The following is a 19,500-nucleotide window of genomic DNA, read 5'->3' as shown; positions in this document are numbered from 1 at the left end:
TTCACGCCTGCCTGCAAACTCCTATAAGGTATAAATTTTTTTCCAAATTTTTTGATCCCCTACCGGCGTAAAGTTATGCTGAATACCTGAAAATCGTATGGTTTCTTTACTACCTAATCCCAAATATCCTAAATTTTCTAGACTCGCATCAAATAATTTAAAGACACGCTCCTGCAAGTCCTTATTAAAATAGATCAAGACATTGCGACAAAGGATTAATTGAAAGCTATTAAATGAAGTGTCCGATACCAGATTATGGGTAGATAAAATCATTTTTTGCTTTAGGTCGGCATTGAATTTCGCCCATTCATAATTTGCTGTATAATATTTCGAAAAATCCTGTTTTCCTCCAGATTCTATATAATTCTCAGAGAAAGATTTTATCTGGCTCAAAGGATATACACCATTCCGGGCAATATCAAGTACCCGTGGATTAATATCCGTTGCATATATCAATGATTTGTGATACAAATTGGCCTCTTTTAGCAGAATGGACATCGAGTAAGCTTCCTCTCCTGTGGAGCAACCAGCAATCCACACACGGATCAACGGGTATGTGCCCAATTGTGGTAGAATTTCCTCCCGTAGCTGACGAAAGAATAAGGGATCCCGAAACATTTCGGTTAGGTTAACGGTAATCTCTTCTACAAAGTGCTGCAAAAATGCAGGATTGTCCTTTAATACAAAGCGAAGTTCAGCAAAGCTTGCCAAACGGTCATTCGTCATAAGCCGATTAATCCGCCTCTTCATCGAGGCACGGCTATACTGCAAAAAATCATACCCGTAGTCTCGATAGATATCTTCAAGTAAAATATCTATTTCATGGTCTTTTATGATACTATAGCCCAACATTTAGATTAACCGTTCAATTTCACCCATCAATTTATCGACATCAATTGGCTTCGAGACATACGACTGGGCTCCAGCTTCCAAGCATTTCTCCCGGTCTCCACTCATCGCTTGCGCTGTCACGGCAATAACCGGAATTTTACCCATAAAACTCGAATTACGAATTAGCTGAATCGCCTCATAGCCATCGATTTCAGGCATCATCATATCCATCAATATGAGCGCCACACCTTTATTCGCCTCCAAGATCTCCATAGCTTCGCCCGCACTTGTGCTGCTCAATACCTGATATCCCTTAGCTTTCAACGTCAAACGCAATGCAAAAATATTGCGTTGATCGTCGTCCACAATTAATATTACCTTCTGCTGATCCATATATCAGTTGTCCTCAATTTTCATATAACCACACACGCAACAAAGACAAGAGTTGGTCGATATCCACCGGCTTCGAGATATAATCCGAAGCTCCTGCCTGAATACATTTTTCACGATCCCCGATCATCGACTTCGCCGTAACAGCGATAATTGGTAATCTAGCATAGTCCGCATGTTGTCTGATATTCTTAATCGTCTCATAACCATCCATCTCAGGCATCATCATATCCATCAATACGATATCAATGGGTTCTCCGGACATCAATACTTCTAACGCTTCTTTACCATCCATCGCGGGAATTACCTTCACTTGAAATTTCTCCAATGCTTTGGTCATCGAGAAGATATTCCTAACGTCATCATCAGCGACAAGAACCTTCTTGCCCTTCAATACGTCAGTCAGAGCTCCAAGCCCATTGTTCTTCCTCCTAGCGTCGTCTGAATTATTAACCTCAATCAAATGAAGAAACAGGCCTACCTCATCCAGAATCCGTTGATAGGAATGAGCCGTCTTTACAACAACTGAGTCTGCATATTTTTTAATCTTCAACTCTTCAGCCTTGGACAGATTCTTGCCTGTAAATATAATGATCGGCAAGTTCTCCAGTCCTTCATGTTGTTTGATTGCTTCCAACGTATGGTAGCCCATTTCATCAGGTACTCCCATGTCCAAAATCACACAGTCCACATCCGCTGTACGTAAAGCTGTAATACTATCCTCTACATTATCTTTTACTTCAAGTGATATATTAAAACTACTTAAGAAATAAGATAATGCACTTGCATGCTTCGGGTTTTCTTCAACAATAAGCACCTTCTTCGGCGAACGGCTTAACGCCGATTCAATTCTTTGGAATACCGAAGTCATTTGTTCTAACGCAACAGGCTTATTAATGAAATCGATCGCTCCTTTTAATAAACTTTCTTTCTTCACCTCAAGCGAAGACATAATATGAACCGGAATATGCCGCGTAGCCTTATTGCCCTTCAATTGATCCATGACAGCCCATCCATCCATAATTGGCAATTGAATATCGAGCAAAACAGCAACGGGATGATATTTTTCGGCGGCTGGGAGTGCATGGTCACCACGAACTACAACTACACCTTTATAGTTTTGCGTATGGGTATACTTCAAGAGTGCCTTGGCAAAATTAATGTCATCCTCCACAATCAAAATCACCTTATCCCCTTCTACAACTGTATCCCGATCATCTGGAATTTCCTCCGGGATCCTAATCGTGACCGGATTATAGCTATCTTCTTTAACAATCTCAATGACCTCTTCGACTTCCGAAGATATCTCCTCAACCAACTGCTGCTCCTTGGTCAATATCTCTTTGACTTCAACTTTAGACTTCGGTATAATGAACAAAAACGTACTGCCTTTGCCTACTTCGCTTTCCAACCGGATTTCTCCACCGAGTAAGCGCGCGATCTCGCGGCTAATGGAAAGCCCCAATCCAGTACCGCCAAACTTCCGCCTTGTTGAACCATCAGCTTGTTGAAAAGCTTCAAAAATAATCTTTTGCTTTTCAAGTGGTATACCAATGCCCGAATCGACTACAGCGAACACCAATCGATCGCTATCGCTTGGATCTTCATAGATTTCCAGACGTACTTCGCCCTCTTTGGTAAATTTAATCGCATTTGAAATCAAATTACGGAGTACCTGATCGATGCGAAGCCGATCTCCCTGAAATCTCCGGTTGACCTTATCGCTGATATTCGTCTTTAGCAGCAAACCTTTTTCCTGTACAATCGGCAAAAACAAACTATTCAAATCCGACAAAATATCATGCAGATCCAACAACGCATAATCCAAAGTCATCTTGCCCGATTCAATTTTTGAAAGATCCAGAATTTCATCGATCAACGTTAACAAACTCGTTCCTGAACTTTGAATGACTTTAGCCGATTCAATCTGATCTGAATTTAAGTTTTCCTCTACATTCTCCGATAGCAAGCGCGATAGAAGTAATATCGAATTGAGCGGTGTACGGAGTTCATGGGACATATTAGCCAAAAACTCGGATTTATATTTAGTACTCAACGCCAACTCTTCGGCTTTATGTTGAATTTCCTGATTCCGTTCGGCAATCATTAAATTTTTATCTTCAAGCAATCGCGAGCGTTCCTCTAATTCCTGATTGGATTGCATCAGTTCCTCGTGTTGCACTTTGAGCTCTTCCTCTGACGACTGCAAACGCAATGTCTGCGCCTCCAATTCCGTATTCAGGCTTTCAAGTTCGGCATGCTGCGTCAACAACTCTTCAGACTGTACCTGAGTCTCTTCCAACAGGGCTTGAATCTTTGCCCTTCCCTTTGCTGAGACAAGGGCGATACCAATCTGTCGGGCACATTCCGTCAAAAATGTCTGCTCTAATACTGTAAATGGCTCCATTTGGCCAATTTCCAATACGCCCAGCACCTGACCATCAACCAGCATCGGTAAAAAAAGGATATGCTGCACACCGATCCTTCCATTGGCAAAACTGACTACATAATCCGTAGCATTTAGATTATGTAGTGCCTTGGGCTCGCGATCCAAAAATACTTGCCCGATATAACCTTCTCCTGGCATAAAATACTTTTGAGTCTGCATATCCAAGCCATATGTACCTGATAGTTGCAACGTCTCATCGTTAAAAATATAGATTGCACCACTAACTGATTCCGTATAGCCGACAAGACTCTTAATGGAGTCCGCAGCAATAATATCTTCACTCTTATTTCCCACCAATCCCGTATAGAGTTTAGCATAACCTGCATGAAGCCAATCGTTATCCGTTAGCTGATCAAATGATTTCTTTAATGATTTGGACATTCTATTGACCGATTTGGCAATTGCGCCCAAATCGTCATCTTCAATCTCCTCAGCCTTGACATCATAATCCCCCAATGCTATACGATTAGTAATCTTTTGGACCAAATTTAGTCGTCTAGAAATACCTTCATCCTTCTCACGTAATGATTTTTCAAGGGCTGAACGTTTCAAGAAGTCAGCACGTAATCTAAAATAAAAATAGGATGTAATAAAAAGAGAAAGCAGCGCACTGATGATAATAAACAAGGTTGTAATAAACGAAGAATTGTCCAGATTAGCCGACTTCTTGTCAATACTATCGTCCTCATAATGAATAATAGCCTTGATAATCGCGCGACACTTATCCATAGCCATCTTACTTTCATCCAAATGTGCTAAACTGACAACGCCTCCCTTTCTTTTAATATCAATAGACTCCTTTAAAATAGCTAAACGCCATTGTGCAGCAGTCAATAGACTATCAACCCGAACTTTTTGTACGGGATCCATCTTGGTCAGCGCTTCAACTTCCTGCAATTCTCCAGGAAGGCTTTTAAGTGCCATATTAAAGGGCTCCAGGTAACTTTCCTTGCCTGTCAGAAGAAAACCTCTATTACCCGTCTCTGCTCCTTGCAATGAGCTAAGCAGGCTATTCGACGTACTGATAATTTTGCGTGTAATAGCAAGTTCCTGACGGTGTCTATTCTGTTCCTGAATACCTAGATAGGATGCTGTAGAGCTGATTAGCAGAATAATCAAAGAAAAGCCTATGCCAATCGTTAAATTATTGATTGTCTTATTATTTGGCATCTACAGGTAAATTTAATGGTAAAGTAAAATAGAAGGTGGCCCCTTGCTCACCTGAACTTTCTACAGCAATCGTGCCCTGGTGGCTACGGATAATTTCCGCACAGATATATAAACCTATCCCCAGTCCCTGAAAGTCAAATGATGTTTCCTCCACGCGGTAAAATTTCTCAAAAACATCGGCTTGCTTTTCCACAGGTATCCCTATGCCAAAATCAATCACACTGATTTTCACAGCATCCTCAACGAGGGTGCAGTCAACGATGACCTTCTCTGTTCCCGCAGCATATTTATATGCATTTGTTAGAAAATTAACCAAAACCTGCTCGAGACGAATCTCATCGCCGTAAACCAGCAAATTGCCAATATCTCCCTGGCGATAAAGCACCATATTGCTCTGATCGTGTGTTTGCACAATTGAATCAATGGCGCTCCTGACCATATAATCGAGTGAAAACACCTTCTTATTGATCACGAGCTTGCCGTTATCGATCTTTGATAGATCGAGGAGATCACTAATTAAACTATTGAGTTTATCAACCTGCCCCTGAACGCGGTTCACATACTTTGCTTCAGCACTCTCTTCTTCAAGCTTAAGCTTGCGGTCCAGCAATTGCATATAGGCCTTAATGCTCGTCAAAGGGGTTTTCAACTCGTGACTGGCGATACTCAAAAATTCATCTTTCTCTTTTTCTGCCCGCTTCTGGGCGTCAATATCGGTAAAGGTCCCTACCCAGTTGCTTTCGCTATTTTCTAAGATTGGCCATACACGCAACAATTGGTAAGAATATTCACCACAAATGCTCTTTTTCAAGCGAACTTCCATCTCCAATGGTTTGCCCGACTGAAGACTCGCATGGAGCTCGGCCGCAATAGATCGATCTCCCGGATAGGTTTGCGGAAAAATAGTGGCATTGTCCGAAAACTGAAACCAACGACCATTGACAAAATCAATGTTCCCTCTATTATCACAGGTAAATGCAATTTGAGGCAAGGACTCTAAAAGAGTATGCAGATAATCCACTTTGGACCGAAGCTCTTTCTGCGCCTGTTTACGCCGTTCTACCTCAAGTTCCAACGTTTGTTGAACGTCTTTCAGGGCCTGCGTTTGCTCATATAAACGATAAAATGTCTTGACCTTCAACAGAAGAATATCTGGATCAACCGGTTTGGTCACATAATCCAATCCACCCGAATCATATCCCTTTGTGATAAAGCGCTTGTCGGTATTCACTGCCGACAAAAATATAATCGGTGTCTCCTTCGTTTTGCTAAACCCGGCAATATTTTCAGCAACTTCAAAGCCATCCATATCCGGCATCTGCACATCCAATATAATGAGTGCGTAATTATATTTTAAGATCTTTTTTAATGCTTCTTCGCCAGATTGAGCGGTATCAACTTTAAAATTTTTGGATTCCAGCAATTTTTGTAAAGAGTAAATATTATCCGGATTATCATCGACAATTAATATCATAGTGTATTAAAACTTAGCATCAAGGTTAACAAATCTAAAAAAATTAACTGAATACCCGCAATATAAATAAGCAATCGCAGCGCTAAATTGAAAACGCGACAAATAAGTAAAACTTTAGCGCAAGGAAGCCTGTTTTAATGAGATATGATACGTTTTACATCAAAAGGTATTTATTGCGTTCCGGGCAAGTTTTATCTCGATCCATGGCAGCCTGTAGATCTGGCCGTTATCTCCCATGGACATGCAGACCATGCCCATGTGGGAATGAAGAAATACCTCTGCCATCATTTTACGGTCAATATCCTACGAAGCCGCATAGGTCCAGACATTCAGGTTCAGGGTCTAGCCTACAACGAAGCGATATGTATCAATGGCGTCCGGGTATCACTACACCCCGCGGGGCATATTATTGGTTCCGCCCAGATACGCCTGGAGTATAAAGGTAAAGTTGTCGTTTTTACGGGCGATTACAAGATTCAGGACGATGGCTTGTCTACACCCTTTGAACCCATAAAATGCCATGAACTTATTACAGAAAGTACATTTGGACTCCCAATTTACCGTTGGGAATCTGTAGAAGCACAAAATGAACGCCTACAAGCTTGGATTAAAGCCAACCAAAGCAACAAAAAAACGTCCGTGTTTATCGGGTATTCACTTGGAAAATCACAACGTATTCTCAACGCTGTTCATGAAATGGGTTCTGTTTATGTCCATTACAGCATTGCCAAATTAAATGAAGCCTACAGTATGGCGGGAATAAAATTGCCGGACTATCACATTGCCGACTTAAAATCGGACCTCAAACAACTAGACAATCAGATCGTTCTGCTTCCACCAGCCTTGCTGGAAAGCCAACTGCTCCAAAAAATACCACATGTAGCTTATGCGATCTGCTCGGGTTGGATGCAGATCCGGGGGGCGCGACGGTGGCGCAGTGCCGACGCTGGCTTTGCGATCAGTGACCACGCCGACTGGACAGGTCTGCTACAGGCTGTCCGTGGCAGTGCCGCCGAAAAAGTATATGTCACTCATGGACAGACGGCGACATTCGCAAAATACCTCAATGAAATCGGCGTTGAAGCCGAAGAAGTGACCACACACTATGGTGATGAAGAGGATCCGCAAACCCAGACAACTTAGATAGCCTATGAAAGAATTTGCCACATTGATCAATGCCCTTGATAGCAGCAACAAGACCAATTTAAAAAAAGAGGCTATATTGGACTTTTTCAGAACGGCTACAGAAAAAGACAAAATCTGGTTCCTTGCCCTGATGACCGGTAAAAGACCCAAACGCAGCATCGCAATAAAGGACCTCAAAATATGGACTTTAGAAATTACAGGGATCCCAGAATGGCTATTTATCGAATCTTATGCCGCTGTTGGCGATCTCGCCGAGACCCTGTCCCTACTGTTACCACCGCCCGCAATGCTGATCGAAAAAAGTCTGAGCGAATGGATGGACGAGATCATCGCCCTCCAGGATGCCACCATAATGGAAAAGAAAGCTTTTGTGCTCCGTTCCTGGAATACATTAAACACAGTGGAGCGCTTTATTTTCAATAAGCTTCTCGGTGGCAGCTTCCGGCTCGGTATTTCCGCCAAGGGATTAATCAACACCATCGCGCATTATGCGAACACCGAAGCAAGCGCCGTGGCACATAGTATTATAGGGCAATGGAATCCACATGAGGTTGAATTCGACAAACTAGTCAAGGGTGCTTACAGCAACACCAACCGCTCCAAACCTTATCCCTTCTGCCTTGCTTATCCATTAGAAAAAACACCCGAAGAACTTGGCCCGATAACGGAATGGCAAGCGGAATACAAATGGGACGGTATACGTGGCCAACTTATCAAGCGCGAAGACGAGATACATATTTGGTCTCGCGGCGAGGAACTCGTAACCGCACAGTTTCCCGAAATTACCGAAGCTCTCAATCAGTGGAAAGGAAATTTTGTACTCGATGGGGAGATCCTCGCTGTCAAAGATGGCCGCGTGCTGAACTTCTCCGAGCTGCAAAAACGGATCAACCGAAAGACCATCCCCAAATCACTGCGTGAAGAAGTTCCTATTTCTGTCTATCTATATGATATCCTGGAACTGAATGACATCGATCTGCGCGATGAACCCCTGACCTATCGACGTGCACTGCTGGAGCAATGTTATGCTGCAAACCCTCCAGGTGCATTACAGCTGTCACCTCTGATAGATGCAGCAGACTGGTCCGCGCTCCAGCATATCCAGGCAACATCCCGTACGCTAAACAGCGAGGGACTGATGCTGAAAAAGAAAGATTCCCCTTATTATACAGGACGCAAAAAGGGTGGCTGGTGGAAATGGAAAGTCAACCCCATGAGCATTGATGCCGTACTCATTTATGCACAGAAAGGAAGTGGCCGTCGCAGTGCACATTATACCGATTATACTTTTGCAGTAAGGGACGGTGATCAGCTTGTAACAATTGCTAAAGCTTATTCAGGACTTACAGATCAAGAAATTCTGGAGGTGAGCCGCTTTGTAAAACAAAACTCACTGGAAAAATTCGGCCCTGTAAGAACGGTCAAACCGGAGCTTGTTTTTGAGATTGCCTTTGAAGGCATAGGATACAGCAAAAGGCACAAATCGGGTATTGCACTGCGTTTTCCACGGATATTGCGCTGGCGAAAAGACAAAACAGCAACAGAGATCGACGATCTTGAAGATATTAAGAAATTGATACAGTAAGAAATAGAAACAATAGATATTGAACACAACGTTAGCACATAGTGAAGGGTTTCGAATTGTCAACGGCTATTTCGAAACCCAAGGAAAGGTCCCCTTTAGCTTTCAGACCAAGGCCTGGGAAAAGTATGCCCAGGGATATAGCGGACTGGTTATTGCCCCTACGGGTTTCGGAAAAACCTTTTCCCTTTTTATGGCGGTACTGATGGACTTCCTCAATCATCCAGAGCAATACCATAAGGGGCTAAAGCTGCTTTGGATCACACCCCTGCGCTCCTTGGCCAAAGATCTTGCGCGGGCCATGCAAACAGCAATAGACGAAATTGGACTCGACTGGATCGTACAGGTGCGTAATGGCGACACCGACCCCAAGATTAAAGCGCAGCAAACTCGCTCTATGCCCGACGTTTTGCTTGTTACTCCGGAAAGCCTGCACCTACTGCTTGCTCAAAAACAACGCGACAAATATTTTAAAAACCTGCGATGTGTGACGGTAGATGAGTGGCATGAACTTATGGGCAACAAACGGGGCGTGATGGTCGAGCTGGCACTTTCCTTTCTGAAATCGTGTACGAAAAACCTGCGCATTTGGGGTATCACAGCGACCATCGGTAACCTTGATGAAGCCATGGAAGTGTTGCTTCCACAAGCTGCAAAACGTATACAGATCGTCGCCAAGGAGAAAAAGAAAATTGCCATCAAACCGATATTCCCCAGCACAGTGGAGCTCCTTCCTTGGGCAGGGCATCTCGGTGGCAAACTCGTTGATCAGGTCGTCCCGATTATACTAGCAAGCAAAAGCACGATCGTCTTTACCAACACGCGTAGTCAAAGTGAAATGTGGTATCAATTGTTACTGGAGGCTCACCCCGATTTTGCTGGACAAATCGCCTTACACCACAGCTCCATTGACGCCCATATCCGCGAATGGATCGAAGACAATCTCAGCAGCGGCAAACTTAAAGCAGTTGTATCGACCTCTTCCTTGGACTTAGGGGTAGATTTTAAACCCGTTGATACAGTCATACAGGTTGGCTCGAGTAAAGGTGTAGCCCGGTTTATGCAACGCGCTGGAAGAAGCGGACATAGCCCTTTCGAAACCTCTACGATTTATTTCGTCCCCACGCACTCCCTGGAGCTCATCGAAGTCGCCGCCCTTAAAGAGGCCGTAAAAACACAGACAATCGAAAACCGGGATCCCATGGTTCAGACTTTCGATGTGCTTGTTCAATTCATGGTAACCATCGCCTTGGGCGGAGGATTTCGTTCGGAAGAACTGCATGCAATCGTCGCCAATACCCATGCCTTTCGCTATATGGATACGGAAGAATGGCAATGGTGCATGTATTTTATTACCGCAGGTGGAAAAATAGGTAAACGCTACGAAGAATTTCACAAGGTTATCCAAGATGAAGAAAGCAAATGGATCATCAAAAACCGTCGTCTTGCACTGCTTCACAGGCTCAATATCGGTGCCATTGTCGGTGATGCCATGATGCGCGTGAAGTTTCTCTCCGGTGGTTACATCGGCATGATCGAAGAATACTTTATCAGCAAACTTAAAAAAGGTGAACGCTTTATTCTTGCGGGGCGGATACTCGAACTTGTGATGGTCAAGGAAATGACCGTATTTGTAAGAAACTCGTCGGGCAAAGCCATTACTCCAAGCTGGCTCGGTGGCAGACTTCCCTTATCGTCCAACTTGAGCCATTTCCTAAGAAAAAAATTGGCTGCGGCAACAGACGCTCCTTCAAGTGAAAAAGAGCTTCATTTCCTGGCACCATTGATCGAAAAACAGGCCGAACTTTCGGCCGTGCCCAGCGAAGCGGAATTTCTCGTCGAACATATCAAAACCAGGGAAGGCCATCATTTGTTTTTCTACCCCTTGGAAGGCAGATTGATCCATGAGGTCATGGCAGCACTTATCGCCTACCGCATCAGCAAGTTGTATCCCATCAGCTTTTCCATGGCCATGAATGACTATGGCTTCGAACTCTATTCCGACAAAGAGATCCAGCTCAGCCAAGCGCAGCTCGAACAGCTCTTGAGCCGGACTAATTTGATGGATGATGTGATCAGCAGTATAAACGCTGCAGAGATGGCCAGTCGCAAATTTCGGGATATCGCCGTCATTTCGGGACTGGTTGTCCAGAACTACCCAGGCACACAGCAAAACAACAAATCATTGCAGGCCTCCTCAGGGATTATTTTTCGTGTACTGATGGAACACGACCCCACTAACCTTTTGCTCAAACAGGCTTTTTCCGAAGTGTTCAACCAGCAACTGGAAGAACATCGATTAATAAAAGCATTCGAAAGGATCAATCATAGCAAAATACGCTATACCTTTGTCGAAGAGTATACGCCGTTGAGCTTTCCGATAAAAGTGGATAGCCTCCGGCAATCCCTGTCGAGCGAAGCCTTGATTGAACGGATTCAACGCATGGAAAAGACCAATGCTCAAAAAAAGAAGCGCAGAAAATGAAAATCGGAGAACAAACAATTACCTTCAATAAACAGGAATTAACCCTTAACACACAACGATCTATATACTGGAAAGACCAAAAAACGTTGATCTTGTCCGACCTGCACCTGGGCAAAGCGGCACATTTCAGGAAGCATGGCATTGCCATCCCCATGGATATAGCCATAACCGACCTCAATCGACTGGAATCCCTCATAGCGCACTATCAAGCCAAACAAGTCATCATTGTTGGCGATCTTATTCACGCAGGCATCAATCAGGAAGTACTTTTGTTGGAATCATTCAGACAACGACACCCGGAGCTCCAGCTTCATCTTGTCAAAGGCAATCACGACCGCTTATCACAACAAATGACCGCCCGTTTCGGTATAGTGCATCACAAGGAAATTTTCGAAACACAACAGATTCAGTTTAAACACCATCCCGCTGATGCAGCAGATTCATCTTCTTTTCGGATTAGTGGGCATATCCATCCGGGTATAAGCTTGGTTATTCCACCGAAACGACAGGTTCGCCTACCTTGTTTTCTCGTATCTGATCATCAGATTATCCTTCCCGCTTTTAGTACTTTTACGGGATTGGACAGTAAAGACCTGTCTTCCCTATATGAAAGCTATGCTATTTCGGGCGATCACATCTTCCCGATCAGAAAAAACTAATCCAAGGCCCAGCTTATATTACATCTTGAGTTCTCCAGGTGAGATACCGTAATACTTTTTAAAAGCACTGCTAAAATTATTCTGATGACCATAGCCCGTCAACAGCGCCACCTCATAGACCGTCATTTTATCTTCGAGCAGATAACTTTTGGCTTTTTCCATACGCACCCGTGTGAGGTAGTCGTGAATGGTCACTGAAAAATATTCCTTAAAGTCCTTACGCAGTTTACTTTCACTCGTCAGCACCTCTGCTGCAAGTTCTTTTTGCGTCGGTGGATTGGCAATACGCTGTTCAAGAATCTGCCGTGCCATCTCCAGTCGCTGCACATCCTCCTCATGAAAGAGCGAATCACTGCTTTCGGTCCTCTCGTTATATTGCTCGAACTGATACATCAATAGTTCAACAACACGTGACTCCGTATGTAATCGACGGATCTCCCCTTTCTTTTTAGATTCAATCAACTCAGTTATGGTATGCTGCATCTCGTAGGTTGCCATCAGATCCTCCTCCGAAAACGACACATACTCTCCTTTTTCGATCTCATGCACAAATTGCTGATGCAATAACGAATCACGTTTGATCAGATTGAGGTAATACTCTTTGGAAATAACAGCTATAAAATACGTGTATTCAATACCGGGTTCCACTTCATGGATAGATTTGACCGAAGGAATGTAGCGTATATTATGCCGGCTCATGCCGTAAGGCAATTTGCTATCTGTCGGCTTAAAAAAGATAAACTGGCTGGTTATGGTCTCGCCCTCGATCTCCGTAAGCACCTGCACTGGCCGATCAAACTGCATTTTCGAATGCAAGATAAACAATCCTGAAGTCGATAGCTGAAAATTCTCCATATGGACAGGATCTTTGGATATGGATATCCTATTTTCCACCAAAGGTTTGTCGGGAACATAGCCATCCGGAATTTCTTCTTCAAAAAGCCAATCTGCCAACTCTACTATTTTACTTTTCACCAACATGATTAAAAATCCTAAATAAGCCTGAAGCAGTTAAAATTAACGAAATAAGATGGTATTCTAAAATTATTTATAATCTTTCTAAATAACACAGTTAATCCAAGTCAATATCCATTTCCTCCAACTGAACATAGGGTTTCAATGTTCTTGGATTCATAATGACATTGGACTCGACCGAAAAGATGGTATAGATCTCCTTTTGGGCCAATACCTCCACCGGGGTACCATGAAAGAGCTTTCGGCCATTTTTGAGCATCAGAATACGATCAGCATACATGGCGGCAAAATTGACGTCGTGCACAATCAGCACCACCATAAATCCTTTTCGGGCAAGTGCTCGTGCAATGGCCAATACTTTCTGCTGATAGTGCAGATCCAATGCCGAAATCGGTTCATCCAATAACAACAAGGCATCCGGATTATCCCATATCTGCGCTAAGATCCGTGCAAGATGAACACGCTGCTGTTCACCACCAGAAAGGCTCAAAAAATCCCGTTCAGCAAAAGCAGATACCCCACAAAGTTCCATGGTTTCGGCCACGATCTTATAGTCCTGTTGCTTGGGCGTATTCTTATAATGCGGATACCGTCCCATCAGCACAATCTCTTCTACATTAAAACTCAATGTCATCTGCTGCTGTTGGCTCAGTAAAGCCCTGCATTTGGCCAAAGCCGCGGGCTCGTATGCCGACAGTGCCTTGCCATTGAGATGAACAGCTCCCGAATCCGGCTTCTTTTCACCACAAAGCACCCCCATCAGCGTCGATTTACCAGCGCCATTGGCGCCTAGGATTGCCAGAATTTCCCCTTTGCGCACCTGAAAGGTAATATCCTTCAAGAGCTTTCGTCCGTTCACTTCGTAGTTGATCTTCTCTACACGTAGCATAATGCGATTATTTTTTAAGCCTCTGCCAAAAGACTATTTATCTTTGATTAAAATATACAAGAATACCGGTGTACCCAGTAAAGCTGTAATCACGCCGATAGGCAATTCGATAGGTGCCACAGCGACCCGTGCAATCACGTCTGCCAATGTCAACACCAGTGCCCCTAATAATAATGAACCAGGGAGCACAAATCGGTGATCCGCCCCACCCATCAGGCGAACTGTATGTGGAACTATCAATCCCACAAAACCAATAATACCCGACACCGCAACGGATGCTCCCACAGCAAGCGTGGATAAGACAACCACCCAGCGTTTGACGCGATCAGTACGCATACCCAAAAGATCCGCCTGCAACTCCCCGAGCGAAAAAGCATTCAATGACTTTCCAAAGAAAGGCAAGATCAGCACCGGGATCAAAATAAAGGGAGCCAAAGCCCTTAGGTTATCCCAAGTAGCCCCACCAAGGCTGCCCAGCATCCAAAAAGTGATGGTACGTAACTGTTGCTCCGTCGACATATAAGTCATCAAACCCGTCAGCGCACCGGCAAAGGCATTGATGGCAATGCCCGCCAACAACATCGTCGTCACGTTTGGACGGCCATTTTTACTGGCGATACGGTAAACCAAAAAAGCGGTTAAACCAGCGCCCACAAAAGCACCAAAAGCCAATATATAATATCCAATCCATGCCGCTAAAGAGGTGAAAAGAAAAGTCTCAAAGGCAATAATCAGTACAGCAAAAAGGGACGCTCCAGAAGAAATCCCGATCAATCCTGGCTCTGCCAATGGGTTGCGGAATATACCCTGGATCGCAGCACCCGATATACCAAGTGCTGCCCCCACCAAAAGTCCGAGCAAAAGACGCGGCATACGAATCTCAAAAAGAACATCTCCTTGCATATTATGCACAGCTTCGACACTCCCCAAGTGCAATTTTTGCGTCAACATCGTTAAGATATCGGCGGACGGAATATGATAGGCCCCCATTCCCAAGGCAACAATACTTACAACACCCAATACCAGGCCCAAAGCCAATAGGATAAATTTCTGTTTCTTTTGCACCGGCTTTATTTTGAATCCATCACTTTTCCAAATCCACGGTGCAATTCTAAGATTGCGTCTGGCAGCCGGTTACTGAAATTTACCAGTAGTGAGGCATTCATCACCAAGATACGGTCGTTTTTACCCGCATTCGTAATACGCATGCCCGGCAATTTGAGGATAGCATCCTCACCGCCAAGACTACTCGCGCCAAAATCAAATAGCAACACAATATCTGGATTGGCCTGCACCAGCGCTTCCGTCGTATAGGGTTTGAAATCCGAAAATTCCTGAACCGCATTTTTACCACCAGCCAGATTAATCATCGCATCCAGGCTACTGCCCTTACCTGCCACACTCATGGTACCTGTACCACGCGCATATAAAAACAATACTTTGGGTGCTACTTTACCCTGATTTTCCTTTTTCACCAATTCCATGGTATGATCCAAACTTACTTTCGTGCGGGAAACCAGATTTTTACCGGCAGCAGATTCACCGACGGCATCTGCGACCTCCTGGATGTAACGAAGTGCACCCGGAACAGAGTAGTTTGGTTTAATGGAGACAAACTTCACACCAGCCGCACGAATCTGCTGAATGACCGATTTGGATACGTCGCCTTCATTCGCAATGACGATGCTTGGTTTAAAAGATAACAGACCTTCGGCCGATACCGACCGATTCTTGCTTACTCTCGGCAAGGCTGCAGCCGCTTTGGGCGATATACTTGTCACATCGGTAGCGACCATGCGCTCGCCTACTCCCAGTCCGTAGATCGTTTCGGTCAACGAACTGTTTAACGTAATGATTCTCTGCTGTGCCGTCGCCCATCCACCGATTTGCATCACAAAACACAGTATAACAACATAAAATCTACTCATCGTAATTCTTTATCTCCATGATGGCGATAGCGGATTTCCAGGAATGGTTTTCGCATCTCGCCGTTCAACTTGAGTACAAAACAAATCAATAATCAGTCTAAATACAAATTATATCGAATCTTTTAGAATAGCACTCCACAACACAAACAGAACTATAAGATACTACTAAACAACAATATACCCCTTAAAATAAACTACTTTTCAGTCCATAAAAAACGGATTAAATAGAATTTATGACATTTTGCATAGAGAAAAATTCAGACGGATTACCGTTTTTTGTAACATTATTTAGAATTAGTAAAAATAAAAATAGTGTTTAGAAGCATTTCATCTATTCGAACAAGCACCCTGATCGCCTTATGTGCCTGCCAGGTTTATACCCTGCACGCACAGGAAAAATGGAAAATCTCCGGTGTATTGAAAAACGAATCCAATAAAGGCGTAGCCAATGCGACCGTATATCTTTATCCGGACAAATATGCTTTTAAAACAGATACTGCAGGCAGGTTTCAATTCAGTCAGCTCTATGCGGGACGCTACGAATTACAGGTACAGGCCATGGGTTATCAGCAGTACCGCCAAGTTATCGATTTGGAAGACAAAAATCAGCAGTTGAACATTGTGTTAAAAGCTGAAGAACGGCAGATGGATGTAGTTGATGTGCAGGGTAAAGTGCAGGCTGTAGACAATCTCGTTAAGGCCGAAAATGCCGCCATGCCCGTTAAAGTCATCACCAAACGTGAAATTGAGCTTATGGGCAGCCGCCGTCTGGATGAAGTTTTAAAAGAACAGACGGGTATTGCCATCGTCAACGATATTGCCGGAGGCTCCAGAGCCGTCGGTGTACAGATCCAGGGATTCAGCAGCAACTACGTGATGGTCCTTGTAGACGGTCAACCCATGCTAGGGCGAAACAGTGGTAATTTTGACCTATCCCGTATCTCGGTGACCAACATCGAACGTATCGAAATTATCAAAGGCGCATCCTCTTGCTTATACGGCAGTGACGCATTGGGTGGTGCGATCAATATCATTACACGCCATGGTGCAATCACACCACAGGCACAGGCATCGCTTCTTTATGGCAGTCTCAATACCGTTGATGCAACGCTGGAAGCAGAAACACCTTTTGCTAATCAACGCGGGAGCGCCGTTTTTTCGGGCAATTACTACCGCACGGATGGTTTTAATACCGACAAGCAGTATCTGGACTCCAAGAGCACCACTTTTCCACCCTATACCAACTATAGTTTCCAGGGGCGAGTACGTTATCGTACAAGCAAAAATGGGACGTTGGGCGTTACAGGACGTTATGCAGCCCGAGAATCTGAAATGATCAATGCATGGTCCGAGTCGGCCACGCTACAGGATAAACAAAAAGATCAGGACATCAACCTTTCGGCAAGTTACGACCATAATTTCGAGTCGGGACTGCGCAGTATGACGCGTTACTATTTCTCGCGCTTCCACTCCCAGATTGCCGCACAATGGTTGCAACAAGGTATTGTTGCCAGTGCCGAGCAATTCGGTCAGAATGTACACCGCATTGAACAGCAATTTGCGTATAGCCCCGCACAGCAGGTTAAACTTACCGGTGGTATAGGCGGTAGTCTTGAACTGATGGACAACCAGGATCTGGATGCCAAACGCTCTTTGAACAGCGCATTCGCCTATTTGCAGACCGAATGGAAACCTGTAGACCGCTTATTGACGACGCTGGGTCTACGCTACGATCAGACCAATGTCTACAATGGCCATCTGAGTCCAAGTTTAGGCCTGCAATATCATCTCAGCCCTAAGCTTTTGATCAAAGGTGGTATCGGAGCCGGATTCAAGGCTCCCGACTATAAGATGCGCTATCAGATCTTTTTCAATCCAGCAGCCAACTATTTGGTCGTCGGTTCAGAACGCGTAGCCGATGTGATTGCAGCCATGGATCAAGCCGGAGAACTGAGTTATAAAAACAGCTATATGCTCAATTTGGTGGCGGGCAACCTCAAAGCCGAAACCAGCATTTCAAACAATATTGGACTTACCTGGAGTCCGTCCAATAGATTTCAGGCCGATTTCTCCGTCTTCTACCATCGGATCAACAATCAGATCAACACAGTCAGTGTGGGTAACGGGACCAAAGTAGCACAGATCTATAGCTACCGCAACCTGCCCAAAGCCATGAATAAAGGTTTTGAAGTTTCATTGACCTATCAGGCAACCAAAGATCTGCAATTGTCGATGGGCTATCAATACCTGATTGCCAAAGACCTAAGTGTTTTGGATAGTATTGCCAAGGGAAGTTACCCCTATAACCAGATCAACGATCCCGCTACAGGCGAATATCGCCAGAGTAAAAAATCAGATTATTGGGGTATTGAGGACCGTTCGAGACACATGTTCAACGCGAAAGCCCAATATGAATATAAACCCTGGGGCGTCAATGTCAATGCGAGGGTCAATTTCAGAAGTGCCACACCTTTTCAGGAATATAATGGCAACCAGTTTATCGACAAATATGACATCTTTATTCCCTATCACACACTGGTGAATATGACGGTAGAAAAGAGTCTGATGAACCGCAGATTGACATTGCGTCTGATCGGTGACAATTTATTCAATTTCACAAGCCGTTATTTACTTGGGCAACCTGGACGTGTTATTATGGGCGGCGTCAGCTACCGTTGGATAAAAGAATAATAAGGACTAATGAACAAGAATTTAGCACACAAAGTACAAGATAAAAGATGAGAACGATTCGCATGATTATTGGAGAATGTAGCATCTGGCTTTCCTTTCACAAGATTGGCCGTTGTATTTTTTCAGCACTATTGTTATTGACAGTGGTATCCTGTGGGAAAGACAAAGACTATACGATCGGATTAGAAGATGGCAAAAGTACCTTGATCAAAGATCTTGCTGGCGATACCGATGCAGCCATGGGCGAAGGTACTGAAGGGAAAGAGCAAAGACAATTTTTTATATTTCTTTTTCGTTTTAAAGACCAAAAGCAAATATGGGTTAAGACCAAAGCCGATTCTGCGCAGTGGCTTAAAACAAAAGATTGGGATATTGCCTTTACTGGTCCTTATAATTCGGAGATCTATGTGAACAATTCCCAGCATGAATACAATCCAGGTTATGGCGGCCAGGCAAATAATACCGCTGTGGTTTTACTGCGACAAGCCTATCAGAGTGTCACTGTGGCCCCTTCGGATGAAGAGTTTAACAAAAGTGAAGTAAACAAAATTGGCTGGGCAGCAACCGATGGTTCAGATGGCTGGTTTCGTTATAGTTTGAGCACCCATATTATGCAGGCGCTCCCCAATCGTACCTATGCGATTCGCTTACCCGATGGCAAATATGCCAAATTACAGCTGATCAATGCCTATAAGGGAAATCCAGCGGCGGTAACCAACCTCAATTGGCCTGCCCCATACTATACATTTAAATATTATGTACAGCAGGATGGCAGCAAAGATTTAAATACAAACACATTATAATAAGGAAAAATTACACAATTAAATTAAA

General features: G+C 44.0%; 14 protein-coding genes. 6 read left to right on the top strand and 8 right to left on the bottom strand.

The window, feature by feature from the left end; genetic code table 11:
- Positions 1–21: 21 nt before the first annotated feature.
- From ACHWSC_RS24940 to ACHWSC_RS24925, 4 genes are read right to left on the bottom strand one after another with little or no spacing between them, the layout of a single operon-like run.
- Positions 22–852 carry a CheR family methyltransferase gene (locus ACHWSC_RS24940; protein ID WP_394678623.1) on the bottom strand — a complete coding sequence of 277 codons (831 nt, stop codon included), beginning with the start codon at positions 850–852 and terminating at the stop codon, positions 22–24.
- A complete protein-coding gene (locus tag ACHWSC_RS24935; RefSeq protein WP_394678622.1) occupies positions 853–1,224 on the bottom strand; it encodes a response regulator in 372 nt (123 codons plus the stop codon).
- Between the two features lie 13 nt (positions 1,225–1,237).
- The gene (locus ACHWSC_RS24930; RefSeq protein WP_394678621.1) at positions 1,238–4,840 is read right to left on the bottom strand and encodes a response regulator; all 3,603 of its coding nucleotides are present in this window, start codon (positions 4,838–4,840) and stop codon (positions 1,238–1,240) included.
- Entirely contained in the window at positions 4,830–6,314 is a 1,485-nt protein-coding gene (locus ACHWSC_RS24925; RefSeq protein WP_394678620.1) for an ATP-binding protein, read from the bottom strand. Before ACHWSC_RS24925 ends, ACHWSC_RS24930 begins: the two co-directional genes overlap by 11 nt.
- A 144-nt stretch (positions 6,315–6,458) precedes the next feature.
- On the opposite strand from ACHWSC_RS24925, the gene ACHWSC_RS24920 reads away from it, so the two are divergent.
- Genes ACHWSC_RS24920 through pdeM form a run of 4 tightly spaced genes read left to right on the top strand, consistent with a single transcriptional unit; the run spans position 6,459 to position 12,186 of the window.
- Positions 6,459–7,457, top strand: coding sequence for a ligase-associated DNA damage response exonuclease (locus tag ACHWSC_RS24920; protein ID WP_394678619.1), 999 nt, complete (start codon positions 6,459–6,461; stop codon positions 7,455–7,457).
- A gap of 7 nt (positions 7,458–7,464) precedes the next feature.
- The gene (locus ACHWSC_RS24915; RefSeq protein WP_394678618.1) at positions 7,465–9,045 is read left to right on the top strand and encodes an ATP-dependent DNA ligase; all 1,581 of its coding nucleotides are present in this window, start codon (positions 7,465–7,467) and stop codon (positions 9,043–9,045) included.
- Between the two features lie 19 nt (positions 9,046–9,064).
- Positions 9,065–11,527 carry a ligase-associated DNA damage response DEXH box helicase gene (locus ACHWSC_RS24910; RefSeq protein ID WP_394678617.1) on the top strand — a complete coding sequence of 821 codons (2,463 nt, stop codon included), beginning with the start codon at positions 9,065–9,067 and terminating at the stop codon, positions 11,525–11,527.
- Positions 11,524–12,186, top strand: coding sequence for a ligase-associated DNA damage response endonuclease PdeM (gene pdeM / locus ACHWSC_RS24905; protein WP_394678616.1), 663 nt, complete (start codon positions 11,524–11,526; stop codon positions 12,184–12,186). The genes ACHWSC_RS24910 and pdeM overlap by 4 nt, the downstream gene beginning before the upstream one ends.
- An 18-nt stretch (positions 12,187–12,204) precedes the next feature.
- Here pdeM and ACHWSC_RS24900 read toward each other — a convergent pair whose 3' ends face one another.
- From ACHWSC_RS24900 to ACHWSC_RS24885, 4 genes are all read right to left on the bottom strand, one after another.
- Positions 12,205–13,167 carry a helix-turn-helix transcriptional regulator gene (locus tag ACHWSC_RS24900; RefSeq protein ID WP_394678615.1) on the bottom strand — a complete coding sequence of 321 codons (963 nt, stop codon included), beginning with the start codon at positions 13,165–13,167 and terminating at the stop codon, positions 12,205–12,207.
- 91 nt (positions 13,168–13,258) lie between these two features.
- The gene (locus ACHWSC_RS24895; RefSeq protein ID WP_153847555.1) at positions 13,259–14,050 is read right to left on the bottom strand and encodes a heme ABC transporter ATP-binding protein; all 792 of its coding nucleotides are present in this window, start codon (positions 14,048–14,050) and stop codon (positions 13,259–13,261) included.
- Between the two features lie 33 nt (positions 14,051–14,083).
- Complete coding sequence (locus ACHWSC_RS24890; RefSeq protein ID WP_236582858.1) at positions 14,084–15,115, bottom strand: iron ABC transporter permease; 1,032 nt, start codon at positions 15,113–15,115, stop codon at positions 14,084–14,086.
- Between the two features lie 5 nt (positions 15,116–15,120).
- On the bottom strand, positions 15,121–15,978 hold the full coding sequence (locus ACHWSC_RS24885; RefSeq protein WP_120336044.1) for a hemin ABC transporter substrate-binding protein: 858 nt from the start codon (positions 15,976–15,978) through the stop codon (positions 15,121–15,123).
- 312 nt (positions 15,979–16,290) lie between these two features.
- Between ACHWSC_RS24885 and ACHWSC_RS24880 the strand changes: the two genes are divergently transcribed.
- Complete coding sequence (locus tag ACHWSC_RS24880; RefSeq protein ID WP_394678614.1) at positions 16,291–18,669, top strand: TonB-dependent receptor domain-containing protein; 2,379 nt, start codon at positions 16,291–16,293, stop codon at positions 18,667–18,669.
- Positions 18,670–18,716: 47 nt separating this feature from the next.
- Positions 18,717–19,472 carry an HmuY family protein gene (locus ACHWSC_RS24875; protein ID WP_394678613.1) on the top strand — a complete coding sequence of 252 codons (756 nt, stop codon included), beginning with the start codon at positions 18,717–18,719 and terminating at the stop codon, positions 19,470–19,472.
- Positions 19,473–19,500 lie beyond the last annotated feature (28 nt).

This window comes from uncultured Sphingobacterium sp. (assembly GCF_964277905.1).
In the GTDB taxonomy this organism is placed as follows: domain Bacteria; phylum Bacteroidota; class Bacteroidia; order Sphingobacteriales; family Sphingobacteriaceae; genus Sphingobacterium; species Sphingobacterium siyangense.
Note: the sequence above shows the minus strand (reverse complement) of the source record. Positions and strands in the feature narration are given on the sequence as shown.

What these genes read in the sequence shown, in the direction of transcription:
- ACHWSC_RS24940 (WP_394678623.1), bottom strand. Translation starts at nt 852, where the DNA reads ATGTTGGGCTATAGTATCATAAAAGACCATGAAATAGATATTTTACTT.
- ACHWSC_RS24935 (WP_394678622.1), bottom strand. Translation starts at nt 1,224, where the DNA reads ATGGATCAGCAGAAGGTAATATTAATTGTGGACGACGATCAACGCAAT.
- ACHWSC_RS24930 (WP_394678621.1), bottom strand. Translation starts at nt 4,840, where the DNA reads ATGCCAAATAATAAGACAATCAATAATTTAACGATTGGCATAGGCTTT.
- ACHWSC_RS24925 (WP_394678620.1), bottom strand. Translation starts at nt 6,314, where the DNA reads ATGATATTAATTGTCGATGATAATCCGGATAATATTTACTCTTTACAA.
- ACHWSC_RS24920 (WP_394678619.1), top strand. Translation starts at nt 6,459, where the DNA reads ATGATACGTTTTACATCAAAAGGTATTTATTGCGTTCCGGGCAAGTTT.
- ACHWSC_RS24915 (WP_394678618.1), top strand. Translation starts at nt 7,465, where the DNA reads ATGAAAGAATTTGCCACATTGATCAATGCCCTTGATAGCAGCAACAAG.
- pdeM (WP_394678616.1), top strand. Translation starts at nt 11,524, where the DNA reads ATGAAAATCGGAGAACAAACAATTACCTTCAATAAACAGGAATTAACC.
- ACHWSC_RS24900 (WP_394678615.1), bottom strand. Translation starts at nt 13,167, where the DNA reads ATGTTGGTGAAAAGTAAAATAGTAGAGTTGGCAGATTGGCTTTTTGAA.
- ACHWSC_RS24895 (WP_153847555.1), bottom strand. Translation starts at nt 14,050, where the DNA reads ATGCTACGTGTAGAGAAGATCAACTACGAAGTGAACGGACGAAAGCTC.
- ACHWSC_RS24885 (WP_120336044.1), bottom strand. Translation starts at nt 15,978, where the DNA reads ATGAGTAGATTTTATGTTGTTATACTGTGTTTTGTGATGCAAATCGGT.
- ACHWSC_RS24875 (WP_394678613.1), top strand. Translation starts at nt 18,717, where the DNA reads ATGAGAACGATTCGCATGATTATTGGAGAATGTAGCATCTGGCTTTCC.